Genomic DNA, 26,822 nt, shown 5'->3' with positions numbered 1-26,822 from the left:
TCAGCCGATCCGGGTGATCGCGTAAGGCGTCATCACGAGGTGACCTCGGCCAAAAGCTGAAATGTCGACCGGCACGTCGTCCGCCGTCAGGTTCGCCAGCCACACGACAGTCTCGCCCGAGGCAGAACGACCAGCCAACGCCAGCACCCTGGTCTCATCGCTCGTCCTTGCCGCCACATGCGCAAGGCCAGCCATCTCGCAAAGCCCCTTGATAGCCGTGAAGATCGGACGGGGTGAGCCTTCCGCGACGGGTTCTCCGGATGACGCCAGCACGCCGAACGGCCCGGTGAAGCTGGATAGCGTCAGCATCTCCAGTCCGGCCGGTGCGACGCGCGCGGCATAGCCCATCGTCCACGCGGCTCCGAAAAGGCCGGCATGGCGAGGATCGCTGTCGGCCATGGCGATGCGCTGTCCCCGCGGGTTGGCCTTGGTCGCTCCGCCATAGGGGTTCTGGCGCATGGCAATCGTCGACGGACCGATCCGGTAGGGCTTTGCCCCGAAGATCGCCCGTGCCGTTTGGGTCATGAAAGGCAGCGCCTCCAGCGACTGCATGATGCTGAGATCATCGGCGGCGTGCACGATCGGGCAGGTGCAATGGGTGACGAAATCGAGCCGGTCCGCCGGCACGCTTGCGGTTGAGTTCGGTGAAATAGCTGAACATGCCGCCGCCGAGGCGGATGTCCGGGAAGGCGCGCCGCGCCGCGGCATAGACCTCTTCGAGCGGCGGGCAGTCCGGCCAAGCGCTGCCCGGCGGCGTCGACTGCCGGTCGACCGAAGGCGAAACGGCAATGGCCGAGAGTTTTAGTCCGGCCTGGCGCACCAGGTCGGCGACGCCCGACAGCTCGGCGTCGAGATCGCCAGCGCAGGCAATGACGCATTCGAGGGTCGTTTCAGATGGGTAAGCAATTGCGAGCTGGGCGAAAGCCCGCAAAGCGCCGAGCCCGTGGCCGCGCGTCGGATCGTAATGAAACAGCAGCTGTTGTGGGGCGAGTGTCGACAGCGTGGAGAGGTTCGCCAGTGCCGTCTCGACATTCTCGGGATAGATGACCACGCCGACATCGGGCAGCCTTGGTCCGGTATCGCCGAGTTCAACGCGGACCGGTTCGCTGGCCACGGCGGCAGACGGCGCTTTGCCTGCACCAGCGATGCGCAGGCTGATCGTCTGGCGATTGGGTTCACTGGCAGGCAGCACATAGGGCCATGGCAGCGCCAGCGGCCGTACATAGGTCTTGTAGGACGCATCCGACCAGTTGCGCTGGTCCTCCATTTCGAACACGTCGCCTTCCATCCGGCATTCGGCGGTGACGCCAGGCCGAACCTGATGGGTGATGGCGCGGATATCCTTGAAAGGCTGCCAGGGGTCGATCAGTTCGGGCAGCTTTGTCGCCGCCACGTGGCCGTCCGTATGCTCTACCGTGACCGGGCTGCCGGCCAGGTCGGCGATCGGGTGCAGGATGCAGAAGCCGCAGCGATTGGTCTCGAAATCGCTCTCGGGGAGGGCGCTGACGTCGAAGATCAGACGGCCATCGGCGGAGCCTTTGATGGTGGCGCGGAAGCCGAGGCGGCTTCCGTCGGGTCCAATGCAGCTTGCGGAGTAGCTGACGGAGAACGCCTCTTCGTTCTGGTCGATTGAGAGGTCCGTCAGCACTGGTTCGTAAGTGCCCCAGTCGCGATCCCTCACGATATAGGCGATGGCGCGCAGCACTTCGGTGCCGCCGTGGCGAATGGTGCGCAGATTGCCGTTGACGAAGTCCGCGCTGAGCGCGCCGGCGCAGAGCCTGACCGGCTCGGCTTCGACCTCGCGCGTGCCATAAAGCAGGAAGGCGTCGGCGGTCATTTCAGCAAGGTGTCGAGCTGCACCGGTTGCCGGCTCGCGGCGCCGGCATAGGCGGCCTCGACCAGCGCAAACGTCTTGAGATTGTCGGCGCCAGAGGTCGCCGGCACGGTTCCGTTTGCCAGGCAGTCTACCCAATGCTGCTGGATGGCGACGACGCTTTCCTGGATGTTGTGCCAAGGCCGCGACGCCCACGGCAGCAGCGGCGGCGAAACGTCGGTGACGGCCGCGCCGCTCTTGCCGGTGACGGTGAGCCGGTATCCCTGTGCCAGCCGGATCGTGCCGTCGCTACCGTCGATCTCGATCAGCGTTTCGGGAAACGGCTCGGTGGCAAGCTTCGTGGCGTAACTGCAATCGACCACGGACGTCGCCCCGCTCTTGTGGTCCATCAGCATGGTCGCGACATCCTCGCCTGATATGGCGGGGTTGATGCGCACTGTTCGCGTGGTGATGACAGACACGTCGCCCAGCAGGAAGCGGGCGATATCGAGGATGTGGATGCCGAGGTCCTCGATGATGAAGCGCTTTCCCGTCGCTAGATAAGGCTGGCCGGAAAACACGTCATAGGCCGAGCGAAAGGAGACGCGCCCGAAAAAGGGCGTGCCGATCTCGCCACTGTCGAGCACGGAGCGTACCGCCTGGATCGGCGACTGCCAGCGAAAATTTTCATGCACCATCAGCGGCACGCCAGCTTCCGCGCAGGCCCTGACCATCGCCTTGGCGTCGGCAAGCGTCGGCGCGAACGGCTTTTGGCAGATCATCGGAACGCGATGGGCGGCCGCCATCTCGACAAGCGGACGATGGCTGGGCGCGGTGGTGGCGATATCGACGAAGTCGAGGCTTTCGCCGGCAAACATCTCCGCCGCGTCGGTATAGCGCCGGGCGATACCGAACTGGTCGCCGACGATCCGCAACCGTTCCGGATCACGGTCGCAGATGGCGACGATCGAGACGCCGGCTATATCGCGCCAGGCATGCATCTGGTTGACGGCAAAGAAGCCGCAGCCGATCAGCGCTCCACGCAACTCCGCCATGCTCAGCCCGCCTTCGCCATCTGCATCAGCGTTACCCGGCTCTGCAGCCGTCGCTGCGCCTGGTCGACGACGACGGCGACGATGATGACGAGACCCTTGATCACCATCTGCCAGAACGAACTCACACCCATCATCACCAATCCGTCCGAAAGAATGCCGATGACGAAGGCGCCGACGATGGTGCCGCCGATCGTGCCGCGGCCGCCCGACATCGAGGTGCCGCCGAGCACCGCCGCCGCGATGGCGTTGAGCTCGAAGCTTTCGCCTGTCGCCGGATGCGAGGCCATCAGCTCGGACGAGATGATCAGGCCGACGATCGCCGCGCAGAAACCCGAGAACATGTAGACGAACATCTTCACCATGTTGACACGGACGCCCGAAATCCGCGACGCCCGCTCGTTGCCGCCGACGGCGAAGATATGGCGGCCGAGCGGCGTGTACTTGGCGAGATAAGCGGCTCCCAGTGCAACGACGATCAGGATCCAGATCGCCACCGGCAGGCCAAGCAACCGGCCGGCACCGAGGAAACCGAAGCCGGTGGTGCCCAGTTCCGGCTTGCCGATGAGGTTTGGGAAGGTGCGGCCGTCGGACGACAAGAGCGCCAGGCCGCGCGCGACATAGAGAACGCCCAGCGTGGCGATGAATGGCGCGACGTTCAGCCTGGTGATCAGCAGCCCGTTGACGGCGCCGATCAATATGCCGACGGCAAGCGTGATCAGCGCGATCTCGAAGACGTTGAAATAGATGGTGTAGCCGATCTGCAAGTCGATGCCGTTGAGCACGAGATAGCCGGCCACCATACCGCACAGGCCGACGATCGAGCCGACCGAAAGGTCGATGCCGCCGGTGATGATGACGAAGGTCATGCCCATCGCCAGGAACGCGTTCAGCGCCACATGTTTCGACATCAGGATCAAATTGGCGGTCGACAGGAAATTCGGCGCCGCGATCGAGAAGAAGATCAGGACGGCGATGAGCGCGATGAAGGTCCTGAGCTTCATCAGCGTCAACAGCACGGATCCGCTGGAAGCGGAGGGAGCGGCCACCTTGGCTGGTATGTCAGTCATGGGCGGTGCTCTCCGTGTGTGGGGCCGGTCCATGGCCAAGCGCCGACGCGGCTACGAGTACCGCCTCCGTCGCCTCGGCGCGATCGAACATGCCGGTCAGTTTTCCGTTGCTCATCACCGCGATGCGGTCGGACAGCGCCATCACCTCATCGAGATCCGAAGTGGCGAACAAAATCCCCAATCCGTCGCGGGACAGTTTGCGCATGGTGCGGAAGACGTCTGCCTTGGCGCCGACATCGATGCCTCGGCTGGGCTCGTCCATCAACAGCACCTTGGGTCCGGTGAGCAGCGCCTTGCCGATCACCACTTTCTGCTGGTTGCCGCCAGACAGCGACGAAACTTCCTGCGCCGGGTCGGCGACCTTGATCGCCAGTTCCCGCACCATCTGTGTCACCGCCTGCCTTTCGTCGGCGCCACGGATATGGAACAGGCGGGCAAATCGCGACAGGCTGGCCAGCGTCAGGTTGCTTGCGACCGAGAGGATCGACACCAGCCCTTCGCGCTGGCGATCCTCGGGGATCAGCGCAAGCCCGCGCCGGATGCGCCGCGTCGTGTCGCGCTCCCTGACCTGTTTGCCGCCAATGAAGATCTCGCCCGTCGAATGGCCGTGGCGGCCCATGATGCAGTCGAACAGTTCGCTGCGGCCGGCGCCCATCAGGCCGTAGATGCCGAGGATCTCGCCGGCACGCAATGATAGCGAGACATGGTCGACGGCAAGCCCGCCGGTCGCGCGCGGCAGGCAGATCTCCTCGGCGCGGAAGATCTCCTCGCCCGGAAGATGGCCGTCGGCCTTGGCGAAGTCCTTGGCGTCGGAGCCGATCATCTGGCGAACGATCCACTGTGTGTCGACGTTCTTCATCTCTTCCTGGCCGGTGATGCGGCCGTCGCGCAGCACGGTGATGTAGTCGCCGATGCGGATCAACTCCTCGAGCCGGTGCGAGATGTAGACGATGGCGACACCGCGCGCCTTGAGGTCGGCGATCACCTTGAACAGGATCTCGACCTCCGCGGCACTCAGCGCCGAGGTCGGTTCGTCCATGATCAGGATGCGTGCATCGAGAGAAACCGCCTTGGCGATCTCGACCAACTGCTGCTGGCCGATGCGCAGATCCTCGACCAGCATGTCGGGCCGTATACCGGCTTGCAGGCGTTCTAGAAATTCCGCCGCGCGGTTTTCTTGTTCCTTGCGGTCGATCTTGCCGAACCGGTTGGTGATTTCGCGGGTGGCGAAAATGTTCTCGGCGACGCTCATATTGCCGAACAAGTTGAGTTCCTGGAACACCATGCCGATGCCGCGGTTCACCGCATCGCCGGACGACGAGAAGGACACCTCTTCGCCCTCCAGCAGAATACGGCCGACTGTCGGTCGTTCGACACCGGCGATGATCTTCATCAGCGTCGATTTGCCGGCACCGTTTTCGCCGACCAGCACGTTGACCGCTCCCCTGCGCACCTCGAAATTGGCGCGCTTGACCGCAACGGTGCCGGAATAGACCTTGGAGACGTCCTCCAGCTTCAGGATGATGTCGCGCTCCGAGGCCGCGCTCATGGCTTCGGCCCGATCTCTGCCTCCGCCGGCGTCACCAGCGGCAGGTCCTGGCCACTGCCCAGCGTATAGGCGCCCAGCACCTTGGCGCCGCGGCCCTCCAGCGCTTCGCGCGGCAGCTTGGATAGCACCGTCTTGTCGGCGTAGCTGTTGAACGCCTTACCGAACTGGGCGAAGTCGATCTGGTTGGTGAAGTCGTTGAACTGGATGAAGTCCAGGCTGTCGCGTAGCGCGGTACCGCGCACCGCCGGTCCAATCTGCACCCGCGCATCGGCCTTGCCGTCGCCGTCGACATCGATGTCGGCCGTCGCCGCACGCGACTGCGTGTTCGCCGCGACGATCTTGCCTTCCAGGCGAACCGCGAAAGTCCACGGCGCGTTCGCCTGTTTGTTCGGATTGCCGTATTTGGCGCCGGCCGCCGCGGCATCGGTAGTCGCCAGGGTGTGAACCTCTGGAAATGGTCCGGCTTTCTGCCGGAGGTAGGGCACGACCTTTGCCGCCCATATTTCTTCGACCGTCTTGTCCGGATTGAAGGCGGGAGAATTGCCGCCGTCTGCCGATTTCGTCGGCAGTATCTTGCAGGCGGTCAGGCTGATGCCGACCATCACGGCAAGGATCGGCCAGTTCGGCTTGGTGTTCAGCATAGTGGCCTGTTGTTCAGCATGGTGGTGGTTGGCCCACGGAAAATGGCGGCGAGGGGCGAACCGAAATTCGCCCCTCGCTGTTCAAATCACGCTGGCTCAGTTGGTCAGCGCGAAGGTCTCAAGTTTGGCGGCATTGTCGCCATTGACCAGAACGCAGTCCATCAGCTGCTTTTCCTTTGCCGGCGACTTCTTGTTCTTGATGAAGTCGTTGGCCTGCTCGACCGCCATCTGCGCCTGCGCGAAGGCCGGCTGCAGCACGGTTGCCTTGATGCCGCCGGAGGTGATGGAGTCACGCACGTCGTTCGATCCGTCGAAGCCGACGACGATGACATCCTTGCGGTTCGCCGCGGCAAGTGCCGCATAGGCGCCCATCGCCATCGTGTCGTTGCCGGAGATGACGCCCTTGATGTCGGGGTTGGCCTGCAGGATCGATTCCATCTTGGAATAGGCTTCCGTCTGGCTCCAGTTGGCCGACTGCTGGGCGACCATCTTCAGGTCCGGATAGTCGTCGATGACGTCGTGATAGCCCTTGGAGCGAATGCCGGCATTGGTATCGGATTCCTTGCCGACCAGTTCGACGAAATTGCCCTTCTCGCCCATCAGCTTGACGAACTCCTGCGCGCCGAGTTGGGCGCCCTGGTAGTTGTTGGAGACGATCTGCGCCACGGCGACGCCGGTGGCGTTGATCTCGCGGTCGATCAGGAAGGACGGAATGCCCGCGTCCTTGGCCTTCTGCACGGCGGCGACCGTGGCGTCGGCGCCGGCATTGTCGAGGATGATCGCCTTGGCGCCGCGGCCGATCGCGGTGTCGATCAACTGGGACTGCTTGTTGGCGTCGTCGTCATGGACGAGGACCAGCGCCTCGTAGCCGAGTTCCTTGGCCTTGGCCCCGGCGCCGACGGCTTCCGCCTTGAAGAACGGATTGTCGTGCGAGGGCGTGATGATGGCGATGAGATCCGCCGCGTAGGCGGGAACTGCCGTGCCAAGCGCCAGCATGCCGGCGAAAGCCGCAAGCGTCATTCTGCGTGTGAGTTTCATGAAGTCCTCCCGTTTGAAAAATTGCCTTGGTCAACCAAGGCCTCTGTCGGCATCCGAATTCGTCAGGCAGCGCGGGCGGCGGATCGCTTTCGGGCTAAAGAGCCGTTTGCCGGCTTCCCCTCCACGGATCGTTGCTCCCCGCCATCCTCCACTCGCCAGGTTTCGTACTCCCTGCGAAACCTTGTCGATCCAAGCCATTAACAGCTAAGCTAACTGGTATGATGAGTCAATCACTAATTCAGGTGATATGTACCTGATGAGCGGCAAAAACTGAACGCTCTTTCAGGTGATGCGCTGAATGCTGGCGGCGATCTCTTCCGGCTCGAACACGCGTTTCCAGTCGTCACGCATCAGCACCGGCTTGCCGAATTCGATCGCCTTGTTGCAGGCGTCCGAGAAAACGCCCTTGGTCTCGCCGAAGATGACGGCGCCGAGCACGTTCATATGGCCGAGCAGGAAGTCGAGCGCCGCCTGCTTGTCGACGCCGCGTGCGACGACCTCGTCGACGGCCTCCTTCATGACCACCAACAGCGAGGCGCACACCGTCTCCGAGAGGCCGGGCTCCAGCAGCGCCATCTGTTCGACGGTGACGCGATGCGAGCGCATGACCGGCGCCCAGATGATTTTCGCGATCGCCTCGCCCTTGGCGTAATCCTCTTCCGGCCCCTGCATCAAGGCGCTGACAATATGCTGCTTGGCCTTGACGCCGCCGAAATAATCCTTCTTGGCCGCCATGTCGGTCTCGTCATTGAAGATCGGCGGATGGCAGGGGTGGGTGACGAAATAGGTGAGGTCCGGCCGGTTCGGCAGGTGACCGGCGAAAGGTGCCGCCGCGTCGAGCACCACCACCATCGTGCTCGGCGCCAGCTTGCTCTCGATGCTGGTCGCCACCTTGCCGATATGCGTGTCCGGAACGGCCAGGATCACGACATCGGCGCCCTTGAGCGCCTCGTAGGTGCTGACGGTATCGAAACCCAGTCCGGTTTTCAGCCGTTCGCGGCCAGCATCGCTGACCTCGACATGGCGTATCGTGTAGGGCGATCCGCGAAAATTGGTCGACAGGCGGTAGCCCATTTTTCCGCCGGCACCGAACAGCGCAATTGTTGTCATCTGGTCACTACTCCTGATCTCGGCCGACGGTATCGCCCGTCGTCAACTTATCAACTGGTATAATCACACTACCATGTCTTGGCAATCCGATAATGGTGAATGGCGCAGGTATGACTGCCGATCTCTCGTGACTGCCGCATCCCGGCGCGCTTGTGGCTCGGTCGGCTCACACCTGTGCGGATCGTGTACCCACGGCGAGCAATCGCTGGGTCTCTTGCGCGCAGCCCTGACGCGGTTACGGGAGGAAGGATTGAGCCAGCGGCCGAAGTTGGTCGATCAGGGCAACGGGCTCGTTGGCCCAGCGGTCAAGCACGGACGCTAGCCGAGGGTGAAGGCTGCCGAGCCTAATCCAGTTTCGCCTGGCCCGAGTTGAACTTGCGGCGGGCGTTTTCCAGATGTTCGCGCATCGCTCGGCCGGCCGCTTCCGGATCGTGCCGCTCGATGGCTTCAAACACGTTTTTGTGGCCGGCAAAGCTCCGGCGGTTTTCCACCTCGGTGTTGGCCATGTGGATGCGCTGGTTGATCAGCCATTCCACCAGCGCTTCATGCGCGGCCAGGAAGATCGGGTTGCCGGGAATTGCGGTCAGCACCCGGTGAAACGCCACATCGGTGACGGCGAAGGCGCGGGCGCGCGGGATGGCGCGCTCGTTCTCGGCAAGTGCCGCCGCAAGCGCATCGACCTGTTCGCGCGTCGCCACCTCGGCGGCATGGCGCGCGGTCGAGACTTCGAGGAACAGTCGCAGTTGCTCGAAATGGCCGATGCCGTCGGGCTGGTCCATCAACAGATGCGCCGTCCCGGTCAACTGCTCCAGCATGTTCTTCGGCGTCGGCCGCGTCACCTTTGGCCGCTCGCCGCTGTTGATGCGCACCAGCCCCATCTTCTCCAGCGCAAACAGCGCTTCGCGCACCGAGGGACGGCCGACATCGAACATCGACATCAGGTCGCGCTCGGACGGCAGCGAGGCGCCGACCGGATAGACCTCGTCGCGGATCATCTCCTCCAGGCGGAAGCGGACTTCATCGGATAATTTTTTTCGAACCGGCATATTGTGCATGGTCTACCTTTTAAGCTATTAGACCAGTCGCCGCAAGCGAGGACTTGCGGAACCGAAGGGTTGGAGGGTGCCGCCGCCGGCCGACGGCGCGGCGGTCGGCGCGACAGGCGAGGCCTGGCGCGCAAATCGGCCTGGAACAGGGCATTGCCCGATTTCGGCGGCGAAAAACAACGGGAGGAGAATTCCATGAGACGACTGCTGATGAGCCTTGTGCCGGCGCTGGCGCTGATGTTTGCCGCGGTGATCGCCAGGGCCGAGGGCGGCACGTTCCGTTCCGCCATGCGCACCGGCTGCATCGAGATGGGAACGCTGCACACCACGTGCGGCCACCGGCTCGACGAGACCGTGCTGCAGGGACTGGTCCACATCAAATGGACGGGCGATGGCGTGCAGCCGATGCTGGCCGAAAGCTGGAAGACGCCCGATGGCGGCAAGACGTATATCCTCAGCCTTCGCCACGGCGTCAAATGGCATGACGGAACGCCCTTCATCGCCAAGGACGTGGTGTTCAGCCTCAACCTCTATGCCAATCCCAAGGTTGGCTCGCCTTGGGCGCAGAAGCTCGGCGCGGTGGCCGGGTACAAGGCTTTCCAGGATGGCTCGGCCTCCTCGCTTGCCGGGGTCAAGGCGCTTGACGACACGACCGTCCAGATCGAACTCGACAGCGCCAAGCCGCTCTGGGTCGAGTTGCAGCTTATCGCCATCAGCATCTTTCCCGAACACATCCTCGGCAAGGTCGCGCCCGGCGACATCAAAGGCAACGCTTTCTGGGTCAACCGCGTCGGCACCGGCCCGTTCGTCTGGAAGAAATACGAGAGCGACCAGTATGTCGAGGTCGACCGCAATCCCGACTATTTCCTCGGCGCGCCGAAACTCGAGCGCATCATCTACCAGATATACAAGGACGTGCCGCCAATCATCGCCGCGCTCGAGACGCAGGAGGTTGACGCCATGTCCTTTGAGGGCGGTGGCGTTCCGATCTCCGAGCTCGCCCGGCTGCAGAAGCTCGACTATCTGACGGTGCTGCCGAAATTCTCCGCCGGCCTGCCGACCTACCTGCAGTTCAACCTGGAGAACAAGCGTTTTGCCGACGTACGGGTGCGTCAAGCGATGCTTTACGCCCTCGACCGAAAGGCCATCATCGAGACGGTCAAGCAGGGCGCCGGCGAACTGTCGAACACACTGTTCCCGCAGGATTGGGCGCGCGCCAAGGACCTCGAGCCCTACGACTACAATCCCGACAAGGCTAAGCAATTGCTCACCGAAGCGGGCTGGGACGGCAGCCAGCCGGTCGATTTCATCTACTACTATTCCGACCAGATGAACGTCGACACCGTCACCGCCATCCAGAGCTATCTGGCCGCGGTCGGCGTCAACATCCAGCCGCGCCTGCTCGATCCGGCGGCGATCAACCAGACCTATGCCGACGGCAGCTTCCAGATGGGCTTTTTCGCCAATGGCATGGGGCTTGACCCCTCGCTCGGTTCGCCGGTGGTCGTCTGCGGCGCCAAGCCACTCAGCTTGGGTTACTGCAATCCCAAGGTCGACGAACTGTTCAACAAGGGGCTGGAATCGGCCGACCGAGCCGTGCGTGCCGAAAGTTACCAGGAAGCCTCACGCATCCTCAACAAGGAGCTGCCCAAGGCCTGGCTGTGGAACGAGGTGCGGCCGCTGGCTTTCAACAACCGCATCGTCGGCCTTGCCCGGCACTTCAAGGAGCAGCCGCTCGTGATCTTCAACCACCCGGTCTACAACGAAGTCGAGAAGTGGGAAGTGGCCGAGTAGGCTGCTGCGTAGACGCCCTCATCAGTTGGTCATGAGGCACTGGAACCTCATGACCAACCGCCTCAAAAGCCGCCTTCAGCAATAGGAGAGGCCGGTGCTCAGCTATCTCCTGCGCAAATTGCTGCTCAGCATCCCGGTGCTGTTCGGCGTCACCGTGATCGTCTTCGCCATCGCGCACGCAATGCCGGGCGATGCCGTGCTGGCGATGATCACGGCGGAGGCGCCATCGAGCGAGGCGCTGATCGCGATGCGACGTGGCGAGCTCGGCCTCGACCAGCCGCTCTACATCCAATACCTCAACTGGATTGGACAGATCCTGCACGGCAATCTCGGCCGCTCCTTCGTCAACGGTCGCGGCGTCGGCGAGATCATCGGCGAGCGCCTGCCGATGACGCTGGAACTGATGGCTGTGGCACTGCTCGTCGCCTTCCTCATCGGCACCACGCTGGGTGTGATCTCGGCGCTCAGGCAATACAAACTGACCGACTATTCGCTGACGCTGGGCGGCTTTGTCGGCGTCTCGATTCCGGATTTCTTCATGGGGCTGCTGCTCGTCTACGTCTTTGCGCTTGAATTGCGCTGGCTGCCGTCGTCGGGCATTTCGACGGCGGGCGACAGCTTCTCGCTCCTCGACAATCTCAGGCACCTGGTCCTGCCGGCGGCAGCACTCGCCTTGTTCCGCGCCGCAATCTTCATGCGCTACGCCCGCGCCGGCATGCTCGAAGTGCTGAACCGGGACTATATGCGCACCGCCAAGGCCAAGGGCCTGCGGCCAAGCACGATCACGCTGCGCCACGGTCTGCGCAACGCGTTGATCCCGCTGGTCACTGTCTTCGGCCTCACTTTGCCGACGCTCTTCGGAGGCTCGGTGGTGATCGAGACCATCTTCCAATGGCCGGGCATCGGCCTGATGTTTATCGATGCGGTGGTCAACAGGGATAGCCCGGTCATCATGGGCTATGTGCTTATCACCGCCATCATCGTCATGCTCGCCAACCTTGCGACCGACCTTGCCTACAGCGTGCTCGACCCCAGGGTGAGCTATGACTGAAGTCACCGCCGCCGACATGACGATTGCCTCCGGCACCTCGCGCGGCCTGTGGGCCGAGGCGGCGCGCCGTTTCCTCAACCACCGTCTGGCGACGCTCGGACTGATTATGCTTGCCGTCATCGTGCTCGCCTGCGTGCTGGCACCGCTGATCGCGCATTACGGCCCCAACGACATCGACCTGCGCGGCCGCAACCAGCCGCCGGGCGGCATCCATTGGCTGGGCACCGACGGTACCGGCCGCGATATCTTTGCCCGCATCCTCTATGGCGGCCGCATCTCGCTGACGGTCGGCTTCGTCGCCGTCGCGATCTCAGCGGCAATAGGCATCTTCATCGGCTGCGTTGCCGGCTATTTCGGCGGCAAGGTCGACCTCTTGCTGATGGGCCTGATCGACATGGTGCTGACCTTCCCCCGCCTCGTCATCATCATCGCCTTCGTCGCAGTGGTCGGCCCCAGTATCTTCAACACCATGGTGGTGATCGGCCTGCTCAGCTGGCCGTCCATCGCCCGGCTGACGCGCGGCGAAATCCTGGCGCTGCGCAACCAGGAATTCGTCCTCGCCGCGCGCTCGCTCGGCACCTCGCCGTCGGTCATCATCCTCGAACACATCCTGCCCAATGTGCTCGGGCCCATCCTGGTGGCGATCACGCTCGACGTCGCCACCGTCATCCTGCTCGAAGCCTCGCTGTCCTTCCTTGGCCTCGGTGCGCAAGCGCCGGCGGCCAGCTGGGGCAACATGCTGCGCGATGCCCGCACACTGTCGATCCTGGAGAGCCAGCCCTGGATGTGGATCCCGCCCGGCGCGATGATCGCGATGGCCGTGCTCAGCATCAACTTCGTCGGCGACGGCCTGCGTGACGCGCTCGACCCGCAGCACATCATGGGCGGGGGCGCCAAATGACGGGCACCGACACACTTGACGTTGGCAGGGCAGCAAAGGGGATCGGGCGGCAAGCAGTGCTTTCCGTACAAGGCCTGAGCGTCGAGTTCGGTCCCAAAGGCAATTCCGTCTATGCCGTCAACGACGTCTCCTTCGAGCTTGCCGAAGGCGAGTCGCTGGCGATCGTCGGCGAGAGCGGCTCCGGCAAGTCGGTCACCGTGCAGACCCTGATGGGGCTGATCCGCAAGCCGCCCGGCCGCGTCACCCAAGGTCGCGCGCTGTTTCGTGGCTGCGATCTTCTGGCCATGCCTGACAGCGAACTGCGCCAGATCCGCGGCCGCGACATAGCCATGATCTTCCAGGATCCGATGTCGTCGCTGAACCCGGTGCTGACCATCGGCCTGCAACTGACCGAGGCGCTGCGCGAACACCAGGGGTTGAATGAGGCCGAGGCGGAGCGCCAGGCGCTCGACATGCTGGCGCTGGTCGGCATCGCCAACGGGCCGCAACGCATGCGCGCCTTTCCGCACCAGTTCTCCGGCGGGCAATTGCAGCGCATCGGCATCGCCATGGCGCTGGTCTGCAAGCCGTCGATCCTGATCGCCGACGAGCCGACGACGGCCCTCGATGTCACCATCCAGGCACAGATCGTCGAGCTGGTCGTGCGCCTGCAAAAACAGCTCGGCATGGCGATCATCTGGATCAGCCATGACCTCAGCCTGGTCGCCGGCTTCGTCGACCGCGTCGCGGTGATGTATGCGGGCTCGATCGTCGAATGCGCGCCGGTCGATGAGCTGTTTTCGGCGACGACGCATCCCTACACGATCGGCCTGTTGAATTCGATTCCGTCGCTGACGGCGGCAAACACCAGGCTGGTGCCGATCAAGGGCGCGCCACCCAACGTCACGCTGCCGCCGACCTTCTGTGCCTTCGCGCCGCGCTGCGATCATGCCGAGGCGCGCTGCCGCGAACAGAAGCCGCCGCTGGAAGCGGTTAGCACCGGCCATGCCACGGCTTGCTGGCGCTGGCGGCAGGTGGCGCGATTGCAGCGTGCGCCGGCAGCCGCACCAGGCGCGGCTCCGGCAGCGGCGCCCAGGCAAGAACCGCTGCTTGTCGTTTCCGATCTCAAGGTGCATTTCCCCATCCGGCGCGGTGTTCTCAGGCGGCAGGTCGGCGCGGTGCATGCGGTCGATGGCGTCAGCTTCGAGGTGCTGCGCGGCGAAACGCTGGCGCTGGTCGGTGAAAGCGGCTGCGGCAAGTCGACGACCGGCCGCGCCGTGCTGGGTCTCGAACGCCCGAGCGTCGGCAGCATCGTCTTCGAGGGCAGGGACTATGCCGGCGCGACAGGCGAACAGCTCAAGCAGCGCCGCCGCGATATGCAGATGGTTTTCCAGAACCCTTTCGGCTCGCTCAATCCACGCATGACCGTCGGGCGCATCATCGGCGAGGGGTTGCGCGCGCAGAAGATCGGCACCCGGGCGACGCGCGACGCCCGCGTCAGTGAATTGCTGGCGCTGGTCGGCTTGCGGGAAATACTGCGCAACCGCTACCCGTTCGAGCTCTCCGGCGGCCAGCGCCAGCGCGTCGGCATTGCCCGCGCGCTGGCGGCTAATCCGAAGTTCATCATCGCCGACGAGCCGATCTCGGCCCTCGACGTCTCCATCCAGGCGCAGATCGTCAATCTGCTCGATGACCTCAAGGCGCGCCTCGGCCTAACCTATCTGTTCATCGGCCATGACCTGTCGATGATCCGCTATCTCAGCGACCGCGTCGCGGTGATGTATCTGGGCCGGATCGTCGAGATCGGCACCACGGCAGTGGTGTTCGGCAGTCCGCTGCATCCCTATACAAGAGCGCTGCTGTCCGCGATCCCGGTGCCGGACCCCAAAGCCGGCGGCACACGCCGGCGTATCGTGCTGGGCGGCGGCGTGCCCGATCCGTCAAAGCCGCCGGCCGGCTGCCATTTCCATCCGCGCTGTCCCCTGGCGAGCGACATCTGCACCAAGATGGAGCCGCAGGTGCGCGATTTCGGCTCGCCCATCTCCGGGCAGCATCTCGTCGCCTGCCATCATGCAGGCGAGGCCACCCAATGACTCTCCTGGAAAGACCGAGGATCCCCAAATGACCAAGGAATTGGCGGGCATGTATGCCGCCTTGATGACCGGACTGAGCGATGCCGGCGAGTTCGATCCGCAGCGCCAGCGCAACATCACCGACTATGTCCTGCGCCAAGGCCTGACCGGGCTTTATGTCGGCGGCAGCAGCGGCGAATCCGGCCTGCTGACCGTAGATGAATTGCTGGCCCAGCAAGAAGTGGTCTTCGCCGGTGCGGCAGGCACCGGCACCAGGCTGATCGCCCATGTCGGCATGCCGAACCTGCGCGATTCCATCCGCTTGGCGCGGCGGGCGCAAAAGCTTGGCTATCACGCACTGTCGGCGCTGCCGCCGCATTCCTATCCATTCTCCGACGAGGAGATCTTTGGCTACTACCAGGCGCTGGCGGCGGCGACGGACCTGCCGCTGATCGTCTACGAAATCCCTTTGCGGACCGGCCGGCCGCTGCCGCTCAACCTGCTGGTCCGGCTGCTCGATCTGCGCAATGTCATCGGCATCAAATACACCTCCACCGACCTGTTCAAATATTCGCTGCTGCGCAAGCGGCAGCCGCAAAAACTGTTCTACTACGGCTTCGACGAGATCTATGCCGCCGCCGGCATGCTCGGCACCGATGGCGGCATCGGCACCACCTACAATCTGCTCGGCCGGCTGTACGTGGCAGTAGATCAGGCGATCCGCGTCGGCGATTTGGCACGGGCGAAAGTGCTGCAGATGGTGTCGCGGGACTTCGTCGAGGTGCTGCTGGAAACCGGCGTCCTGCCGGGCATGAAAGCGGCCTTCCGCGTCATTGGCGTCGATTGCGGAGCGACCCGCGCGCCGATGGCACTGGCCGTCGCCGATGCCGAGGACCGGATGCGCGCGGTTCTCGCCCGCCCGGCGGTGAAAGAGTGGCTGGCGTGAGCGGTCGCGGCTGAAAGACCCGCGGCCGCCGAATGGCAGAAGACACATTGCGCTTGCCATCGGGCGGTTCCCGCAAATCCGGAGGCGTTTTGCGTTCGAAAGGATTGCCTCACCGCATCGGTCGATTATCATGAACGGCGATAGCCAAATGGCTAAGGGCTGCTCCGCAGCGCTCTTGGCGGCAGAGGGCGCGGGAAGATTGCAATGGCGAAGCTGGATACACGACGGGTGTGGGTCAAAGAGCTTTCATCTGGCGAGAAGCTGGCCATCGCCGCCGACTGCGAGCGTTTCATCGCCGATGTTCTGAAGCCACGGTTCATCCACGGCCGGCCGAATCGGCTCGACCATCCGCTAGACATTTTCGGCAAGTGGCGAGGAAGCAAATACGGTTTCTCCGCGCGCTATCGTTCGGATGACGGTGAAGAATTCAACGCTCCCTTCGCCCGGCTCGACCATGTGGAGGAGCATCTCGCCGAGACCCGGTTCGACCTCATGTGGCACAGGCACACCGGAGCATGGTGGCGGCTGCATGCGACCGTTGCGTTGGACGAGGCCCTGCGTCTCATCTCGGCTGACTCGAGGCTCCAGCCGCCACTATGAACCGCAAGAACAGTCGACCCCGTTTTGATGTCGACGCCCTGCGCGACCTTGTCGGCAGCAAGGTATTCTCGCGCGGCGAGGCCTACTGGCGTGACGGGCTGGTGCAACTGCTGACCGTCGAGCCGAAGCGCGTGCTGGCGCAGGTTGCCGGCACGGAGGACTATCGCGTTGAGCTGATGGGGCGTGCAGAGTCGGTCGACGGCACGTGTTCCTGCCGCGCCTTCGGGGATTGGGGCTATTGCAAGCATTTGGTGGCAACAGCGCTGGCGGCAAATGCGATGGGCGGCGACACGGAAGCGCAAAGCATCGATGTGTTCACGCGTATACGCGAACATCTGGAAGGCAAGGACAAGGTGGAGCTTGTCGATATGATCATGGATGTCGTCGAGCGCGATCCTATCCTGTTGCGTAGGCTGGAAATGACCACGCTGGCTACACAAGACGGCGACGAGGCGACCATCGAGGCGCGCCTCGGCAAGATGATCGACGAAGCAACCGCCACGAAGGGTTTCATAGATTACCGCGAGGCGCCCGACTGGGCCCAAGGCGTGGACGAGGCGCTCGATGTGATCGCCTCGGTCTCGAGCAAGCATGCGGGCGTCGTCATGCGGCTCGCTATGCGAGCCATCGATCGGATCGAGGGCGCCATTGAGGACATGGACGATTCCGACGGCCGTTGCGCCCCACTTCTCGACCGGGCATGCGAAATTCACTGCAACGCTGCCTTGGAGGCGACTTGCGAACCCTTGTCCCTGGCGCGTGACCTGTTCGCACGCGAGATGAACGGTGACTACGACACCTTTGCTGGCGCGGCTGGGCGCTATGGCGATATCCTCGGCGAGGAAGGATTGGCCGAATACCGCCGCCTTGCCACCGAGGCCTGGAATGAACTGCCCGCGACCGCCGGCAAGAATCGGATAAGTCACGTACTGTCCGGCGACCATTTCAGGCTGCGGGAAATCCTCGACTTCTTTGCTGAACGCGACGGTGACGTCGAGGCGCGCATCGCGCTTCGCGCCAAGCATTTGTCCTCACAGCCAAGTTATCTGAAGATCGCCGAATTCTGTCTTTCGCAGGGACGCGTGGAGGAGGCTTTGCGCTGGGCCGAGGATGGCTTGTGGATATTCGAGGACGATCGGCCCGACGAGCGGCTCGTTGTCTTTGCAGCCGACCTGCTCACCAAAGCCGGTCGCAATGCGGACGCCGAAGCGCATCTGTGGCGCGCATTCGAGAAGGCGCCGAGCCTCGGACTGTATCAACGGCTGTGCAGTTCGGCTGGCGGGGAGGCGCGCGATCGAGCAATCGAGCGCCTCCAATCCAGACTGGCGAGCGAGAAGCCATCCGCTTGGCATTATCCGGCCGATCTGCTCATCAGCATCCTGATTGAGGAGAAGCAGTTTGATTTGGCGTGGGCGAACGCGCACGCACATGGCGCTTCCGAGGGGCTGAAGGAAAAGCTCGCGCAGGTCAGTGAAGCCACGCATCCGCGCGAGGCGCTGAAGACTTATGCGGAACGCGTCAACCAACTGGCCCAGTTTGGCGGTAACGGCGCCTATGCCGAAGCGGCGGCCCTGATCGGCCGTATGGCTGGTCTGCGCGGCGCGTCCGAACATGCCGCGTATCTGGCGGATGTGAAGGCCCGCTTCGGCCGCAAGCGCAATTTCATGAAACTGTTGGCCTGACATGCGGCGCGCGGTGGCCGTTATCGGCTCCGTCGCGAAGCCGCTTTGGAAAGAGGTGCCGCGCTTCAGCGAGTTCCGGCGCGCTCGGATCGAGGTCTGGCATGAATGCAGCGATCTCGATCTGGCACTCTGGCTTGATTCGAGAGTCTCAGTCCCGCGCGGGCCTGCGTTCGACGATGTAGATGTGGTCGGCGGCGAGCACCACTTCGCCGCGCTGGTTGATCACCTCGCAGCGCTCGATCACCCGTCCTGAATCTGGCCGCTTTGGATCATCTTCCTTGGCCGCGATGGTGGTGCGCGTGCGGATCGTGTCGCCGATGAACACCGGCTTGATGAAGCGCAGCCGGTCATAGCCGTAGGAAAAGGCGACAGGGTTGACGATGGTTGCCGTCAGCCCGATGCCGACCGAGAACACCAGCGTGCCGTGGGCGATGCGCTGGCCGAACGGCGTCGTCTTCATGAACTCCGCGTCCATATGATGCGGGAAGAAATCGCCGGTGTGGCCGGCATGGACGATGAAGTCGGTTTCGGTGATGGTGCGGCCGCTGGTAAGGCGGGACGAGCCGATCTCATAATCCTCGAAATACTGGATCTGTTCCATCAGGGCCTTTCCGCGATCGGCGTCGCCGGTGCCGCACTCGACTGATACGCGGCCTCGACCAGCGCCATCGTGCTCCAGGCATCTTCGACCGGGCTGATCAGCGTTGCGTCCTCGCCCGCTGCATAGCGCTGGACATTGGCCATGCGGCCGACGAAGGCGTCGGGGAACCATGCTCCGGCCAATGGCACCGCGACCCAATCCGTCCCGCCTTTCGGGTAGATCTCCAGCACCTCCGCTTCGCCGCGCGGATAGTCGAGGTTGAGGCCAAGCTTGAGATAGGCCGCGCCCTCGGTGCCGCAGATGCGGAACTCGGAGGCTTGGTGCCGGCGACCGAACTTGTGGTCGTGGTTGATCGACAGCGCGCAGCGCACGGTGCCGCCATAGTCGAGAATGGCGCTGGTGCGCGTCTGCGCCACCGCATGGTTGGGGTGGCCGAGCGTCTTGGCGTGCACGCCGCGCGGGTCGCCAAGCAGCTGCCGGATCAGGTCGAGATAATGGATCGAGTGCATGGCGATCTCGACGCGCGGTGCCTTGAGCAGGAACTCCCACAGCTCCCACGGTGTCGCCAGCGCCAGCCAGGCATCGAAGTCGACGATCTCGCCGAGCCAGCCCTTGGCGATGGCATCCTTCAGCGCCAGCATCATCGGTGCGAAGCGCCCCTGGAAATTCACTGCGGCCTGCAGCTTCTTGGAGCGGCAGATCTCGAGGATTGCGGTTGCCTCGGCAAGGTTGCCGCCCATCGGTTTCTGGATCAGCGCGACAGTGCCGTCAGGTAATGCTTTCAGCACATCGGCATGGCGGGTGGGCGGCGTCGCGAGGTCGAAGATCGCACCCTCGACGGCGGCCGCTTCTTCAAGTGTGCGAAAGGCCGTCACGCCCCATTGGCTGGCAAGCTTTTCCGACTTGGCGTGATCGGGATCGTAAAGCCCGGCGACCGGGAAGCCGGCTTTACGGTAGGCGGGGAAATGCGCGTCACCGACGATCGACCCGGCGCCGAAAGTGACGATCGGCCGGGGCTTCGAGGGCTTGGGCCAGGATTGGACGAGCGAGGCAGGGTCGAAACCGCTTTCAGTCATGATGGAAGACCTCGTCCATCTCAGCCCACCATTCGCCTTCCTTGCGCGTCGCCAGCGGTTCCTGGCAAGGCATGCAGACCGCCCACCATTCTTGTGTCCTGGGGTCGGCAGCCATCTTGGCCATGTCGGCGGCGTAGTCGGTGCCATGATACTCGAAGGTGCTGAACAGCAGGTTCTCCGGCCGCCTCAGGTAGATCGAATAGTTCTTGATGTTGCAGGCCGAGATCATGGTCAGCACCTCGGGCCAGACGGCGGCGTGCAGGCGGACATACTCCTCGACTTTTTCCGGCTTCAGCCCCAGAACCATCCCCATCCGCTGCATGCCCGTCTCCTATTTCGTGATCGCCGTGGTGAATTCGGCGATGCTCATGGCCTTGACCGCGTCCCAGTCCCAGTCGATGCCGATGCCCGGTTCGTCCGGCGCCAGCGCCTGGCCATCTTCGATGCGCATGTGCTTGCCGGTCAACTGGTCGAGCTGCGGAATGTACTCGACATATCTGCCGTTCTGAACAGCGCAGGTCAGGCTGACATGCAGTTCCATCAGGAAATGCGGACAGACCGGAATGTCGAAGGCCTCCGCCGCATGGGCAATCTTGAGCCAGGGCGTGATGCCGCCGATGCGGCCGACATCGACCTGCACGATCGAACAGGCGCCTTTCTGCATATATTCGCGGAAATGGCGGATGGAATAGAGCGACTCTCCAATGGCGATCGGCGTCGGCGTCGAGTTCGACAGCCGCACATGCCCATCGATGTCGTCGGCCGGCAGCGGCTCCTCGATCCAGGCGAGATCGAGCTCGCGCAGCCTCGCGGCGCGCCGGATCGCCTCGTCGATCGAGAAACCCTGATTGGCGTCGGTCATGAGCTCGTAGCCATCGCCGACCGCCTTGCGCACCGCCGAAAGGCGGGCAAGATCCTCCGAACCGTGCGGCCTGCCGATCTTCACTTTCGAGCCGCGAAAGCCCTTGGCCTTGGCGGCCAGCGCGTCGTCGACCAGTGCCTGCGTCTCGATATGCAGCCACCCGCCTTCGGTCGTGTAGAGCGGGCAGCGGTCCTTGGCGCCGCCAGCAAGTTTCCATAGCGGCAGGTTCTGCTTCTTGGCCCGCAGATCCCAAAGCGCGGTATCGATCGCCGCGATGGCGATGGCCGTGATCGTCCCGATGGTGGTGGCATGCGTGGCGAATTCGAGATCGTGCCAGATCGCCTCGATCATGTCAGGGTCGCGGCCGATCAGGCGTGGCACCAGATGGTCGGAGAGGAGCCGCATCACCGACGAGCCGCCGGTGCCGATCGTGTAGCTGTAGCCGGTACCGACCGCGCCGTCGGAATCGGTAATGGTGACGATCGGCGTTTCCTGGCTGACGAAGCTCTGGATCGCGTCGGTGCGCTTGACCTTGGGCACAAGGTCCACCATCCGCAGTTCGACTCTCTCGATTCTGGCCATGCCGATCAGCTCCGCAATGTCTTTCCGGTCTCGGTGGCAAACAGATGCGCCTGCGACATGTCGAGGCTCATGGCGACCCGCTCGCCCGGCCTCAATGGCCTCGGGTTCAGCATGCGCGAAACCCAGTCGGTGCCGTTGAATTCGACGAACACCAGCGTCTCGTTGCCGAGCGGTTCGGTGACCGTGATCGGCAGTTCGATCTGGTGGACGTCGGCCGCACCCCCGGAGCTGATGCCGTGTCCGGTCGGATAGATGTCATCCGGCCGCAATCCGAACACGACCTTGTCGCCGGTCGCGACATTGGCCTTGAACTGACCGGGCAATGGCAATTTTTCGCCGCTGGCGAAAACCATCTGGCCGTCATCGATCGTCGCCTCGTGCAGGTTCATCGGCGGTGAGCCGATGAAGCCGGCGACGAAGCGCGTCGCCGGACGCCGGAACACTTCGTCGGGCGTGCCGACCTGTTCGATATGGCCGTCTCGCATGATGACGATGCGGTCGGCAAGCGTCATTGCCTCGACTTGGTCGTGGGTGACGTAGATCACCGTCGACCGCACCTTGGCATGCAGCTTCTTGATCTCGGTGCGCATCTGCGTGCGCAATTTGGCGTCGAGGTTGGACAGCGGCTCATCGAACAGGAACACATCGGGGTCGCGCACAATGGCGCGGCCCATGGCGACGCGCTGGCGCTGGCCACCCGACAATTGCGACGGGCGTCGGTCGAGCAGCGTGTCGAGGCCGAGGATGGCAGAGGCCTCGGCGACGCGACGCTCCATGTCTTCCTTGGCTGCACCGGCGATCTTCAGGGAGAAGCCGAGATTCTCGCGCACCGTCATATGCGGATAGAGCGCGTAGGACTGGAACACCATCGAGATGTTGCGCGAGCGCGGCGGCAGATCGTTGACGACGCGCCCGCCGATCTCGATCGAGCCGGCGCTGATCTCCTCCAGTCCGGCGATCATGCGCAGCGTCGTCGATTTGCCGCAGCCGGATGGGCCGACCAGCGCGATGAATTCGCGGTCGGCGATATCGAGATCGATGCCGTGCACGATCCCGATATTGCCGTAGCGCTTGGTCAGCTTGGTGAGGGTAACGGTTGCCATTGGATCAGCCTTTCACCGCGCCGGAGGTCAGGCCGCCGACAAGGTGTTTCTGGACGATGTAGGTGAGGGTGAGCGCCGGAATGATCATCACCACGGCCAGCGCGCACATGCCGCGCCAGTCGATGGTGAACTCGGCGGTGTAATCGAGCAGGCCGACTGGCAGCGTCTTGGCGCTTACCGAGCGGGTCAGCTGCGAGGCCAGCGCGAACTCGTTCCAGCAGGTCAGGAAGGCGAAGATCGCGGCCGACGCGATGCCCGGTCCGGCGAGCGGGAATTCGACCTGCCAGAAGGCTTGCCAGCGCGTACAGCCATCGATCTGTGCCGCCTCCGCGAGGTCCTTAGGCACCTGGCGGAAGAAACCGTCGATCAGCCAGATGGTGAACGGCACGTTGAGCGCGACATAGGCTAGGATCAGCCCGAAATGCGTGTCGATGATGCCAAGCCGCACATAGAGGAAGAACAGCGGCAGCGACAGCGCGATGCCGGGGACCGTGCGGGTCAGCATCAGGCCGAGGAAGACGCTCGACTTGCCGCGGAAGCGGTAGCGCGCGAAGGCATAGCCGCCGGCCATGCCGATGGCGACCGCTATGATGGTCGAGGTCACCGAGATGATCAGCGAGTTGCGGAAATATTCGATAACAGGGATGCCGCCCTTGCCGATGCCTGAGAACATCGCGACATAGGCATCGAATAAAATCTCCCGCGGGATCCACACTGGTGGCTTGGCCATGATCTCGACCGCCGGCCGCAGCGACGAGAGGACGATCCACATGCCAGGCAGGCAGATGGTCAGCATCGCCAGGAACAGGCCGATGCGATAGATGATGCCCAACAGCCGGCGCTTGAGGCGGGCGGAAGAATTCTCGTCCATTCTCACCACTCAGCACCGATCTGCGTGCGCGCCGCGGCGAGCTTGTTGAAGAAATAGACGGTGAAGGCGATCGAGAGCAGGATCGAGAAATAGGCCATGGCGTTGGCCATGCCCATGCGCCCGTCGCTGTAGGCGGTGCGCGCGACCAGCGTCCAAAGCAGTTCGGTGCGGCCCGCCGGTCCGCCATCGGTCATGATCTTGACGATGTCATAGGCGCGCGCGACGTCGAGCGAACGGATGGTCATGGCGATGTAGGCGAAGGGCATGACGAACGGCCACGTCACGTAGCGGAAAGTTTGCCACGGCGTGCAGCCGTCGACCCGCGCCGCCTCGATCGGCTCCTTGGGCATGGCGAGCAGCCCGGCGAGGATCAGGATGGCGAAGATCGCCGTCGACGACCAGATCTCGGCGATCGAAATGGCGATGAAGGCGAGATGGCCCTCGATCAGCCACGGTATGGCGTCCTGCGTGATGCCGAGCGACTGCAGGGCGTTGTTCACGAGGCCGATATTGTCGTTGAACATGAACTTGAACTGGAAGCCGACGAGGATCGGCGAGAACATCATCGGAAACATCATCAGCGTGCGCAGAATGCGTTGTCCACGTGTCGCTTTCTCGACCAGCATCGCAAGGCCGAGGCCAAGCAGCATTTCGAGATTGAGCGCGATGGTCAGCAGCAGCACCGTGCGGCCAAAAGCCCACCAGAAATCGGTGTTGGATAGGATCGAGAGATAGTTCCTGAAGCCGATGAAGACGTAGAATGTTTCGGGCTTGATCAAGCGAAAAGGCGTGAAGCTGGAGTAGAGCGACAGAAGCAGCGGCACGACGACGACCGCCGCCAGTACGATGCCAGCCGGAAGCAGCAGCAGGAATGGCGCGGATGGCTTGAAGCCCTTCATCGGAATCCTTGAGGTGAACTGAAGTATCAACGGAGCCAAGAGCAACTAAGGATCACCATAGGTCGGCCAGCGCTCTTGCCCGGTAAAGGCGCGATCGCCTCCCCCATGCTGATGTCATGCTGATGGGGGAGGCAGCCTTGGGAGCCGTTACTAGAGCTTGCCTGCGTCCTGGAGGATTTGCGTCGCCTTGGCGGCGGCTTCATCCAGTGCCTGCTTGGACGTCTTGTCGCCGAGAATCGCCGCCTGCAGCTCGGGATAGACGGCGTTGGAAATCTCGATCCACTCAGGCGTCTGCGGCACGGCAAAGGCGTGCTTGGCCTCTTCCTGGAAGGCGGTAAGAACCTCCTTCTTGTAGGGATCGCTTTCCGCCTGCTTCAGGTCCCAGTCCCAGACCGCGGTGCGGGTCGGCAGCGGGCCGGCGGCGGCCTCCAGCTTCTGGCTGTCCTCGTTGGTCAGCCACCACACCAGCGAAGCCGCAGCCTCCTTGTTGGGGCAGTTCTCGGTCACCGAGAAGCCATGGAAACCGGACCAGCCGGTGCGCTTGCCCGAGGAACCTTTCGGCGCGACCTTGACGCCGACATTGCCGGCGACCTTCGACGATTTCGGATCGTTGAAGAAGCCAGCCCAGCCCGGCCAGTCGAGGTTGATGGCGACGGTGCCGGAAGCAAAGCCCTGGCCGAGATCGTCCCAGAGGTAGTTGGTGGTTCCGGCAGGCACGGCCTTCGCCTTGTAGAGGTTGACGAACCAGTCGAGCGCCCGGATGCCGGCCTCGGAATTGAAGACCGGCTTGCCGTCCTTGTCGAGATATTCGCCACCTTCGGCGACGACCATTTCATAGAAGCGGCCGTTGATGGCCTCTTCCTTGCCCGCGAACTGTGTGCCGTAGAAATTGGGCGGATTGGCGAAGAATTCGGCCTGGTCGGTGACTTCCTTCCAGGTGTCCGGCGGCACTAGGTCATAGCCGTATTTCGCCTTGAACTTGGTCTTGTTGTCGGCGTTCTCGTAGAGGCTCTTCTGGTAGTAGAGCGCCGAGACGTCGAACTGCGCGCGCGGCAGCATCTCCAGCTTGCCGTCGATGGTTGCCGAAGTGATCGTCGAAGGCACGAAGGCGTCGATCTCTTCCTTGGGCAGCAATTTGCCGAGGTCGGTGTAGAGGCTCGTATACTGCGGCGCGAAGGACGAATGGTTCCAGCCGACGCACCAATTGGTGCTGCCCGAAGCGATGTCGGACTTGAGCTCCTTGTCGATGTCGAAGCCGTTCTTCTTGGTCAGGATGTTGACCTTGGCGCCGGTCGCCTTCTCCCATTCGGGAATGCGCTCGTAGAGTTTTTCATATTGCTGGCCGCCGATCAGCTTCACGTCGACAGTCACACCTTCGAATTTGCCGGGCAGATCGCCGGCAAGGGCAGCGCCTGCACTTAATGCAAGCATCAATGCGCCGGCGGACACGCCGGAAAGCAGTCTGTTCATTGGTATCCTCCCTTGGTGCCGCCTCGGCGGCGACCGCAACTCGTCTGATGACAAGAAGTGCTACATTCATATACAAACAAAACATTCACGGATACGTCAAGACGAAATTTGTTTCCGCCAGTCGTGTTCCTGCGTATATGAAGGGTGAAATTCACTGGAGGGACGAGCCATGGACGACGGCGAAGACGAGCGCTACCGCGCGCCGGCGCTCGACAAGGGGCTCGATATCCTCGAACTGCTGGCTGGCGTCGACGGTGGCCTGACGCAGGCCGAAATCGCCAAGAAGCTCGACCGCAGCCCCAACGAATTCTACCGCATGCTCGATCGGCTGGTGAGGCGCGGCTACGTCACTAGGCTCGACGGCGACCGCTATTCGCTGACGCTGAAGCTGTTCGGCCTAGCGCAATTGCACGCTCCGGTACGGCGGCTGGTTTCCTACGCTACGCCGCTGATGCGCGAGCTGGCCGAGACTTCGCAGCAGGCCAACCAACTCGTTGTTTTTGATCGCGGTTCCGCCGTGGTCATCGCCCAGCAGGAGGCACCGAACTACTGGGGGATTTCGATCCGGGTCGGCTCGCATATCAGCCTGTTCGACACCGGTTCGGGACATGTGCTGCTCGCCTTTCGTTCACCGGAAGAGCGTCGGATGATGATCTCGGAACACGTCCGCAGCACCGACAAGACGGCGCAGTCGGCCGAGTTCTTCACCCGGCTCGACCAGATCCGCGACCGCGGTTACGAGATGATGGCCTCGATGCAGACCGCCGGGGTCTTCAACCTGTCCGCTCCGGTGCGCAGTTCCGATGGCAAGGCGATCGCCGCGTTATCGATACCCTACATCACCGTGGTCAACGCGCCGTCGGCACCCGACATCACCCGGACGATCGAGCTGCTGCTGGCAACTTGTGAAAAGCTGTCGCACCTCGCCGGCTCTGCCGTCGGCTCATCGGTGTGAATTCTTATTTGAATGAAGAATTCCTCCGTGAGATGATCTGAAACAGCCACGAGGAGGAG

The 26,822-nt window shown here is 63.2% G+C and carries 23 protein-coding genes and 1 pseudogene; 8 read left to right on the top strand and 16 right to left on the bottom strand.

What is annotated here, in order from left to right; translation table 11 throughout:
* The 8 genes and pseudogenes from apnL to nanR form a co-directional block, all read right to left on the bottom strand.
* Positions 1–1,837, bottom strand: a pseudogene (apnL, locus tag NKH02_RS00955) (D-apionate lactonase).
* A complete protein-coding gene (locus NKH02_RS00950; protein WP_352875686.1) occupies positions 1,834–2,868 on the bottom strand; it encodes a Gfo/Idh/MocA family protein in 1,035 nt (344 codons plus the stop codon). The pseudogene apnL and the gene NKH02_RS00950 overlap by 4 nt, the downstream one beginning before the upstream one ends.
* A 2-nt stretch (positions 2,869–2,870) precedes the next feature.
* Complete coding sequence (locus NKH02_RS00945) at positions 2,871–3,935, bottom strand: ABC transporter permease (protein WP_352875685.1); 1,065 nt, start codon at positions 3,933–3,935, stop codon at positions 2,871–2,873.
* Positions 3,928–5,484 (bottom strand): sugar ABC transporter ATP-binding protein, encoded by a 1,557-nt coding sequence (locus NKH02_RS00940; RefSeq protein ID WP_352866829.1) that lies wholly within the window; start codon positions 5,482–5,484, stop codon positions 3,928–3,930. Before NKH02_RS00940 ends, NKH02_RS00945 begins: the two co-directional genes overlap by 8 nt.
* Positions 5,481–6,125 carry a DUF2291 family protein gene (locus NKH02_RS00935; RefSeq protein WP_352875684.1) on the bottom strand — a complete coding sequence of 215 codons (645 nt, stop codon included), beginning with the start codon at positions 6,123–6,125 and terminating at the stop codon, positions 5,481–5,483. Before NKH02_RS00935 ends, NKH02_RS00940 begins: the two co-directional genes overlap by 4 nt.
* A gap of 96 nt (positions 6,126–6,221) precedes the next feature.
* Entirely contained in the window at positions 6,222–7,163 is a 942-nt protein-coding gene (locus NKH02_RS00930; protein ID WP_352875683.1) for a D-ribose ABC transporter substrate-binding protein, read from the bottom strand.
* A 282-nt stretch (positions 7,164–7,445) separates the two neighbouring features.
* On the bottom strand, positions 7,446–8,273 hold the full coding sequence (locus NKH02_RS00925; RefSeq protein ID WP_352875682.1) for a phosphogluconate dehydrogenase C-terminal domain-containing protein: 828 nt from the start codon (positions 8,271–8,273) through the stop codon (positions 7,446–7,448).
* A 344-nt stretch (positions 8,274–8,617) separates the two neighbouring features.
* Positions 8,618–9,328: a transcriptional regulator NanR gene (nanR, locus tag NKH02_RS00920; protein WP_352875681.1), complete on the bottom strand. Its 711-nt coding sequence runs from the start codon at positions 9,326–9,328 to the stop codon at positions 8,618–8,620.
* Between the two features lie 186 nt (positions 9,329–9,514).
* Between nanR and NKH02_RS00915 the strand changes: the two genes are divergently transcribed.
* From NKH02_RS00915 to NKH02_RS00885, 7 genes are all read left to right on the top strand, one after another.
* A complete protein-coding gene (locus NKH02_RS00915; protein ID WP_352875680.1) occupies positions 9,515–11,113 on the top strand; it encodes an ABC transporter substrate-binding protein in 1,599 nt (532 codons plus the stop codon).
* A gap of 94 nt (positions 11,114–11,207) precedes the next feature.
* Positions 11,208–12,164, top strand: coding sequence for an ABC transporter permease (locus NKH02_RS00910; protein ID WP_352875679.1), 957 nt, complete (start codon positions 11,208–11,210; stop codon positions 12,162–12,164).
* Positions 12,157–13,065, top strand: coding sequence for an oligopeptide ABC transporter permease (gene opp4C, locus NKH02_RS00905; RefSeq protein ID WP_352875678.1), 909 nt, complete (start codon positions 12,157–12,159; stop codon positions 13,063–13,065). The genes NKH02_RS00910 and opp4C overlap by 8 nt, the downstream gene beginning before the upstream one ends.
* Entirely contained in the window at positions 13,062–15,137 is a 2,076-nt protein-coding gene (locus NKH02_RS00900) for a dipeptide ABC transporter ATP-binding protein (RefSeq protein ID WP_352875676.1), read from the top strand. Before opp4C ends, NKH02_RS00900 begins: the two co-directional genes overlap by 4 nt.
* A 28-nt stretch (positions 15,138–15,165) precedes the next feature.
* Positions 15,166–16,062 (top strand): dihydrodipicolinate synthase family protein, encoded by an 897-nt coding sequence (locus NKH02_RS00895; RefSeq protein ID WP_352875675.1) that lies wholly within the window; start codon positions 15,166–15,168, stop codon positions 16,060–16,062.
* A gap of 204 nt (positions 16,063–16,266) precedes the next feature.
* On the top strand, positions 16,267–16,662 hold the full coding sequence (locus NKH02_RS00890) for a DUF3024 domain-containing protein (RefSeq protein ID WP_352875674.1): 396 nt from the start codon (positions 16,267–16,269) through the stop codon (positions 16,660–16,662).
* Positions 16,659–18,344 (top strand): SWIM zinc finger family protein, encoded by a 1,686-nt coding sequence (locus NKH02_RS00885; RefSeq protein ID WP_352875673.1) that lies wholly within the window; start codon positions 16,659–16,661, stop codon positions 18,342–18,344. The genes NKH02_RS00890 and NKH02_RS00885 overlap by 4 nt, the downstream gene beginning before the upstream one ends.
* A gap of 148 nt (positions 18,345–18,492) precedes the next feature.
* Here NKH02_RS00885 and NKH02_RS00880 read toward each other — a convergent pair whose 3' ends face one another.
* The 8 genes from NKH02_RS00880 to NKH02_RS00845 all read right to left on the bottom strand — a co-directional run bounded on the left by NKH02_RS00880 (position 18,493) and on the right by NKH02_RS00845 (position 25,808).
* On the bottom strand, positions 18,493–18,948 hold the full coding sequence (locus tag NKH02_RS00880; protein WP_352875745.1) for a MaoC/PaaZ C-terminal domain-containing protein: 456 nt from the start codon (positions 18,946–18,948) through the stop codon (positions 18,493–18,495).
* Positions 18,945–20,021 (bottom strand): Gfo/Idh/MocA family protein, encoded by a 1,077-nt coding sequence (locus tag NKH02_RS00875; protein WP_352875672.1) that lies wholly within the window; start codon positions 20,019–20,021, stop codon positions 18,945–18,947. The genes NKH02_RS00880 and NKH02_RS00875 overlap by 4 nt, the downstream gene beginning before the upstream one ends.
* The gene (locus tag NKH02_RS00870; RefSeq protein ID WP_352875671.1) at positions 20,014–20,343 is read right to left on the bottom strand and encodes an L-rhamnose mutarotase; all 330 of its coding nucleotides are present in this window, start codon (positions 20,341–20,343) and stop codon (positions 20,014–20,016) included. Before NKH02_RS00870 ends, NKH02_RS00875 begins: the two co-directional genes overlap by 8 nt.
* A gap of 9 nt (positions 20,344–20,352) precedes the next feature.
* Positions 20,353–21,465 carry a mandelate racemase/muconate lactonizing enzyme family protein gene (locus tag NKH02_RS00865; RefSeq protein WP_352875669.1) on the bottom strand — a complete coding sequence of 371 codons (1,113 nt, stop codon included), beginning with the start codon at positions 21,463–21,465 and terminating at the stop codon, positions 20,353–20,355.
* Positions 21,466–21,470: 5 nt separating this feature from the next.
* Positions 21,471–22,568, bottom strand: coding sequence for an ABC transporter ATP-binding protein (locus tag NKH02_RS00860; protein ID WP_352875668.1), 1,098 nt, complete (start codon positions 22,566–22,568; stop codon positions 21,471–21,473).
* A gap of 4 nt (positions 22,569–22,572) precedes the next feature.
* Positions 22,573–23,439, bottom strand: coding sequence for a carbohydrate ABC transporter permease (locus tag NKH02_RS00855; RefSeq protein WP_352875667.1), 867 nt, complete (start codon positions 23,437–23,439; stop codon positions 22,573–22,575).
* A gap of 2 nt (positions 23,440–23,441) precedes the next feature.
* Positions 23,442–24,338, bottom strand: coding sequence for a carbohydrate ABC transporter permease (locus NKH02_RS00850; protein ID WP_352866865.1), 897 nt, complete (start codon positions 24,336–24,338; stop codon positions 23,442–23,444).
* Positions 24,339–24,488: 150 nt separating this feature from the next.
* On the bottom strand, positions 24,489–25,808 hold the full coding sequence (locus NKH02_RS00845; protein WP_352875666.1) for an ABC transporter substrate-binding protein: 1,320 nt from the start codon (positions 25,806–25,808) through the stop codon (positions 24,489–24,491).
* Between the two features lie 169 nt (positions 25,809–25,977).
* Between NKH02_RS00845 and NKH02_RS00840 the strand changes: the two genes are divergently transcribed.
* Positions 25,978–26,763: an IclR family transcriptional regulator gene (locus NKH02_RS00840; protein ID WP_352875665.1), complete on the top strand. Its 786-nt coding sequence runs from the start codon at positions 25,978–25,980 to the stop codon at positions 26,761–26,763.
* Positions 26,764–26,822 lie beyond the last annotated feature (59 nt).

This window comes from Mesorhizobium sp. M1396 (assembly GCF_040317725.1).
Taxonomy (GTDB): Bacteria; Pseudomonadota; Alphaproteobacteria; order Rhizobiales; family Rhizobiaceae; genus Mesorhizobium.
This window is presented reverse-complemented; position numbering and strand designations above follow the sequence as displayed.

Coding starts and splice junctions, on each gene's coding strand:
- NKH02_RS00950 (WP_352875686.1), bottom strand. CDS start 2,868: ATGGCGGAGTTGCGTGGAGCGCTGATCGGCTGCGGCTTCTTTGCCGTC.
- nanR (WP_352875681.1), bottom strand. CDS start 9,328: ATGCACAATATGCCGGTTCGAAAAAAATTATCCGATGAAGTCCGCTTC.
- NKH02_RS00895 (WP_352875675.1), top strand. CDS start 15,166: ATGACCAAGGAATTGGCGGGCATGTATGCCGCCTTGATGACCGGACTG.
- NKH02_RS00840 (WP_352875665.1), top strand. CDS start 25,978: ATGGACGACGGCGAAGACGAGCGCTACCGCGCGCCGGCGCTCGACAAG.
- NKH02_RS00875 (WP_352875672.1), bottom strand. CDS start 20,021: ATGACTGAAAGCGGTTTCGACCCTGCCTCGCTCGTCCAATCCTGGCCC.
- NKH02_RS00885 (WP_352875673.1), top strand. CDS start 16,659: ATGAACCGCAAGAACAGTCGACCCCGTTTTGATGTCGACGCCCTGCGC.
- NKH02_RS00855 (WP_352875667.1), bottom strand. CDS start 23,439: ATGGACGAGAATTCTTCCGCCCGCCTCAAGCGCCGGCTGTTGGGCATC.
- NKH02_RS00925 (WP_352875682.1), bottom strand. CDS start 8,273: ATGACAACAATTGCGCTGTTCGGTGCCGGCGGAAAAATGGGCTACCGC.
- NKH02_RS00940 (WP_352866829.1), bottom strand. CDS start 5,484: ATGAGCGCGGCCTCGGAGCGCGACATCATCCTGAAGCTGGAGGACGTC.
- NKH02_RS00945 (WP_352875685.1), bottom strand. CDS start 3,935: ATGACTGACATACCAGCCAAGGTGGCCGCTCCCTCCGCTTCCAGCGGA.
- opp4C (WP_352875678.1), top strand. CDS start 12,157: ATGACTGAAGTCACCGCCGCCGACATGACGATTGCCTCCGGCACCTCG.
- NKH02_RS00915 (WP_352875680.1), top strand. CDS start 9,515: ATGAGACGACTGCTGATGAGCCTTGTGCCGGCGCTGGCGCTGATGTTT.
- NKH02_RS00935 (WP_352875684.1), bottom strand. CDS start 6,125: ATGCTGAACACCAAGCCGAACTGGCCGATCCTTGCCGTGATGGTCGGC.
- NKH02_RS00850 (WP_352866865.1), bottom strand. CDS start 24,338: ATGAAGGGCTTCAAGCCATCCGCGCCATTCCTGCTGCTGCTTCCGGCT.
- NKH02_RS00930 (WP_352875683.1), bottom strand. CDS start 7,163: ATGAAACTCACACGCAGAATGACGCTTGCGGCTTTCGCCGGCATGCTG.
- NKH02_RS00890 (WP_352875674.1), top strand. CDS start 16,267: ATGGCGAAGCTGGATACACGACGGGTGTGGGTCAAAGAGCTTTCATCT.
- NKH02_RS00870 (WP_352875671.1), bottom strand. CDS start 20,343: ATGCAGCGGATGGGGATGGTTCTGGGGCTGAAGCCGGAAAAAGTCGAG.
- NKH02_RS00845 (WP_352875666.1), bottom strand. CDS start 25,808: ATGAACAGACTGCTTTCCGGCGTGTCCGCCGGCGCATTGATGCTTGCA.
- NKH02_RS00865 (WP_352875669.1), bottom strand. CDS start 21,465: ATGGCCAGAATCGAGAGAGTCGAACTGCGGATGGTGGACCTTGTGCCC.
- NKH02_RS00900 (WP_352875676.1), top strand. CDS start 13,062: ATGACGGGCACCGACACACTTGACGTTGGCAGGGCAGCAAAGGGGATC.
- NKH02_RS00860 (WP_352875668.1), bottom strand. CDS start 22,568: ATGGCAACCGTTACCCTCACCAAGCTGACCAAGCGCTACGGCAATATC.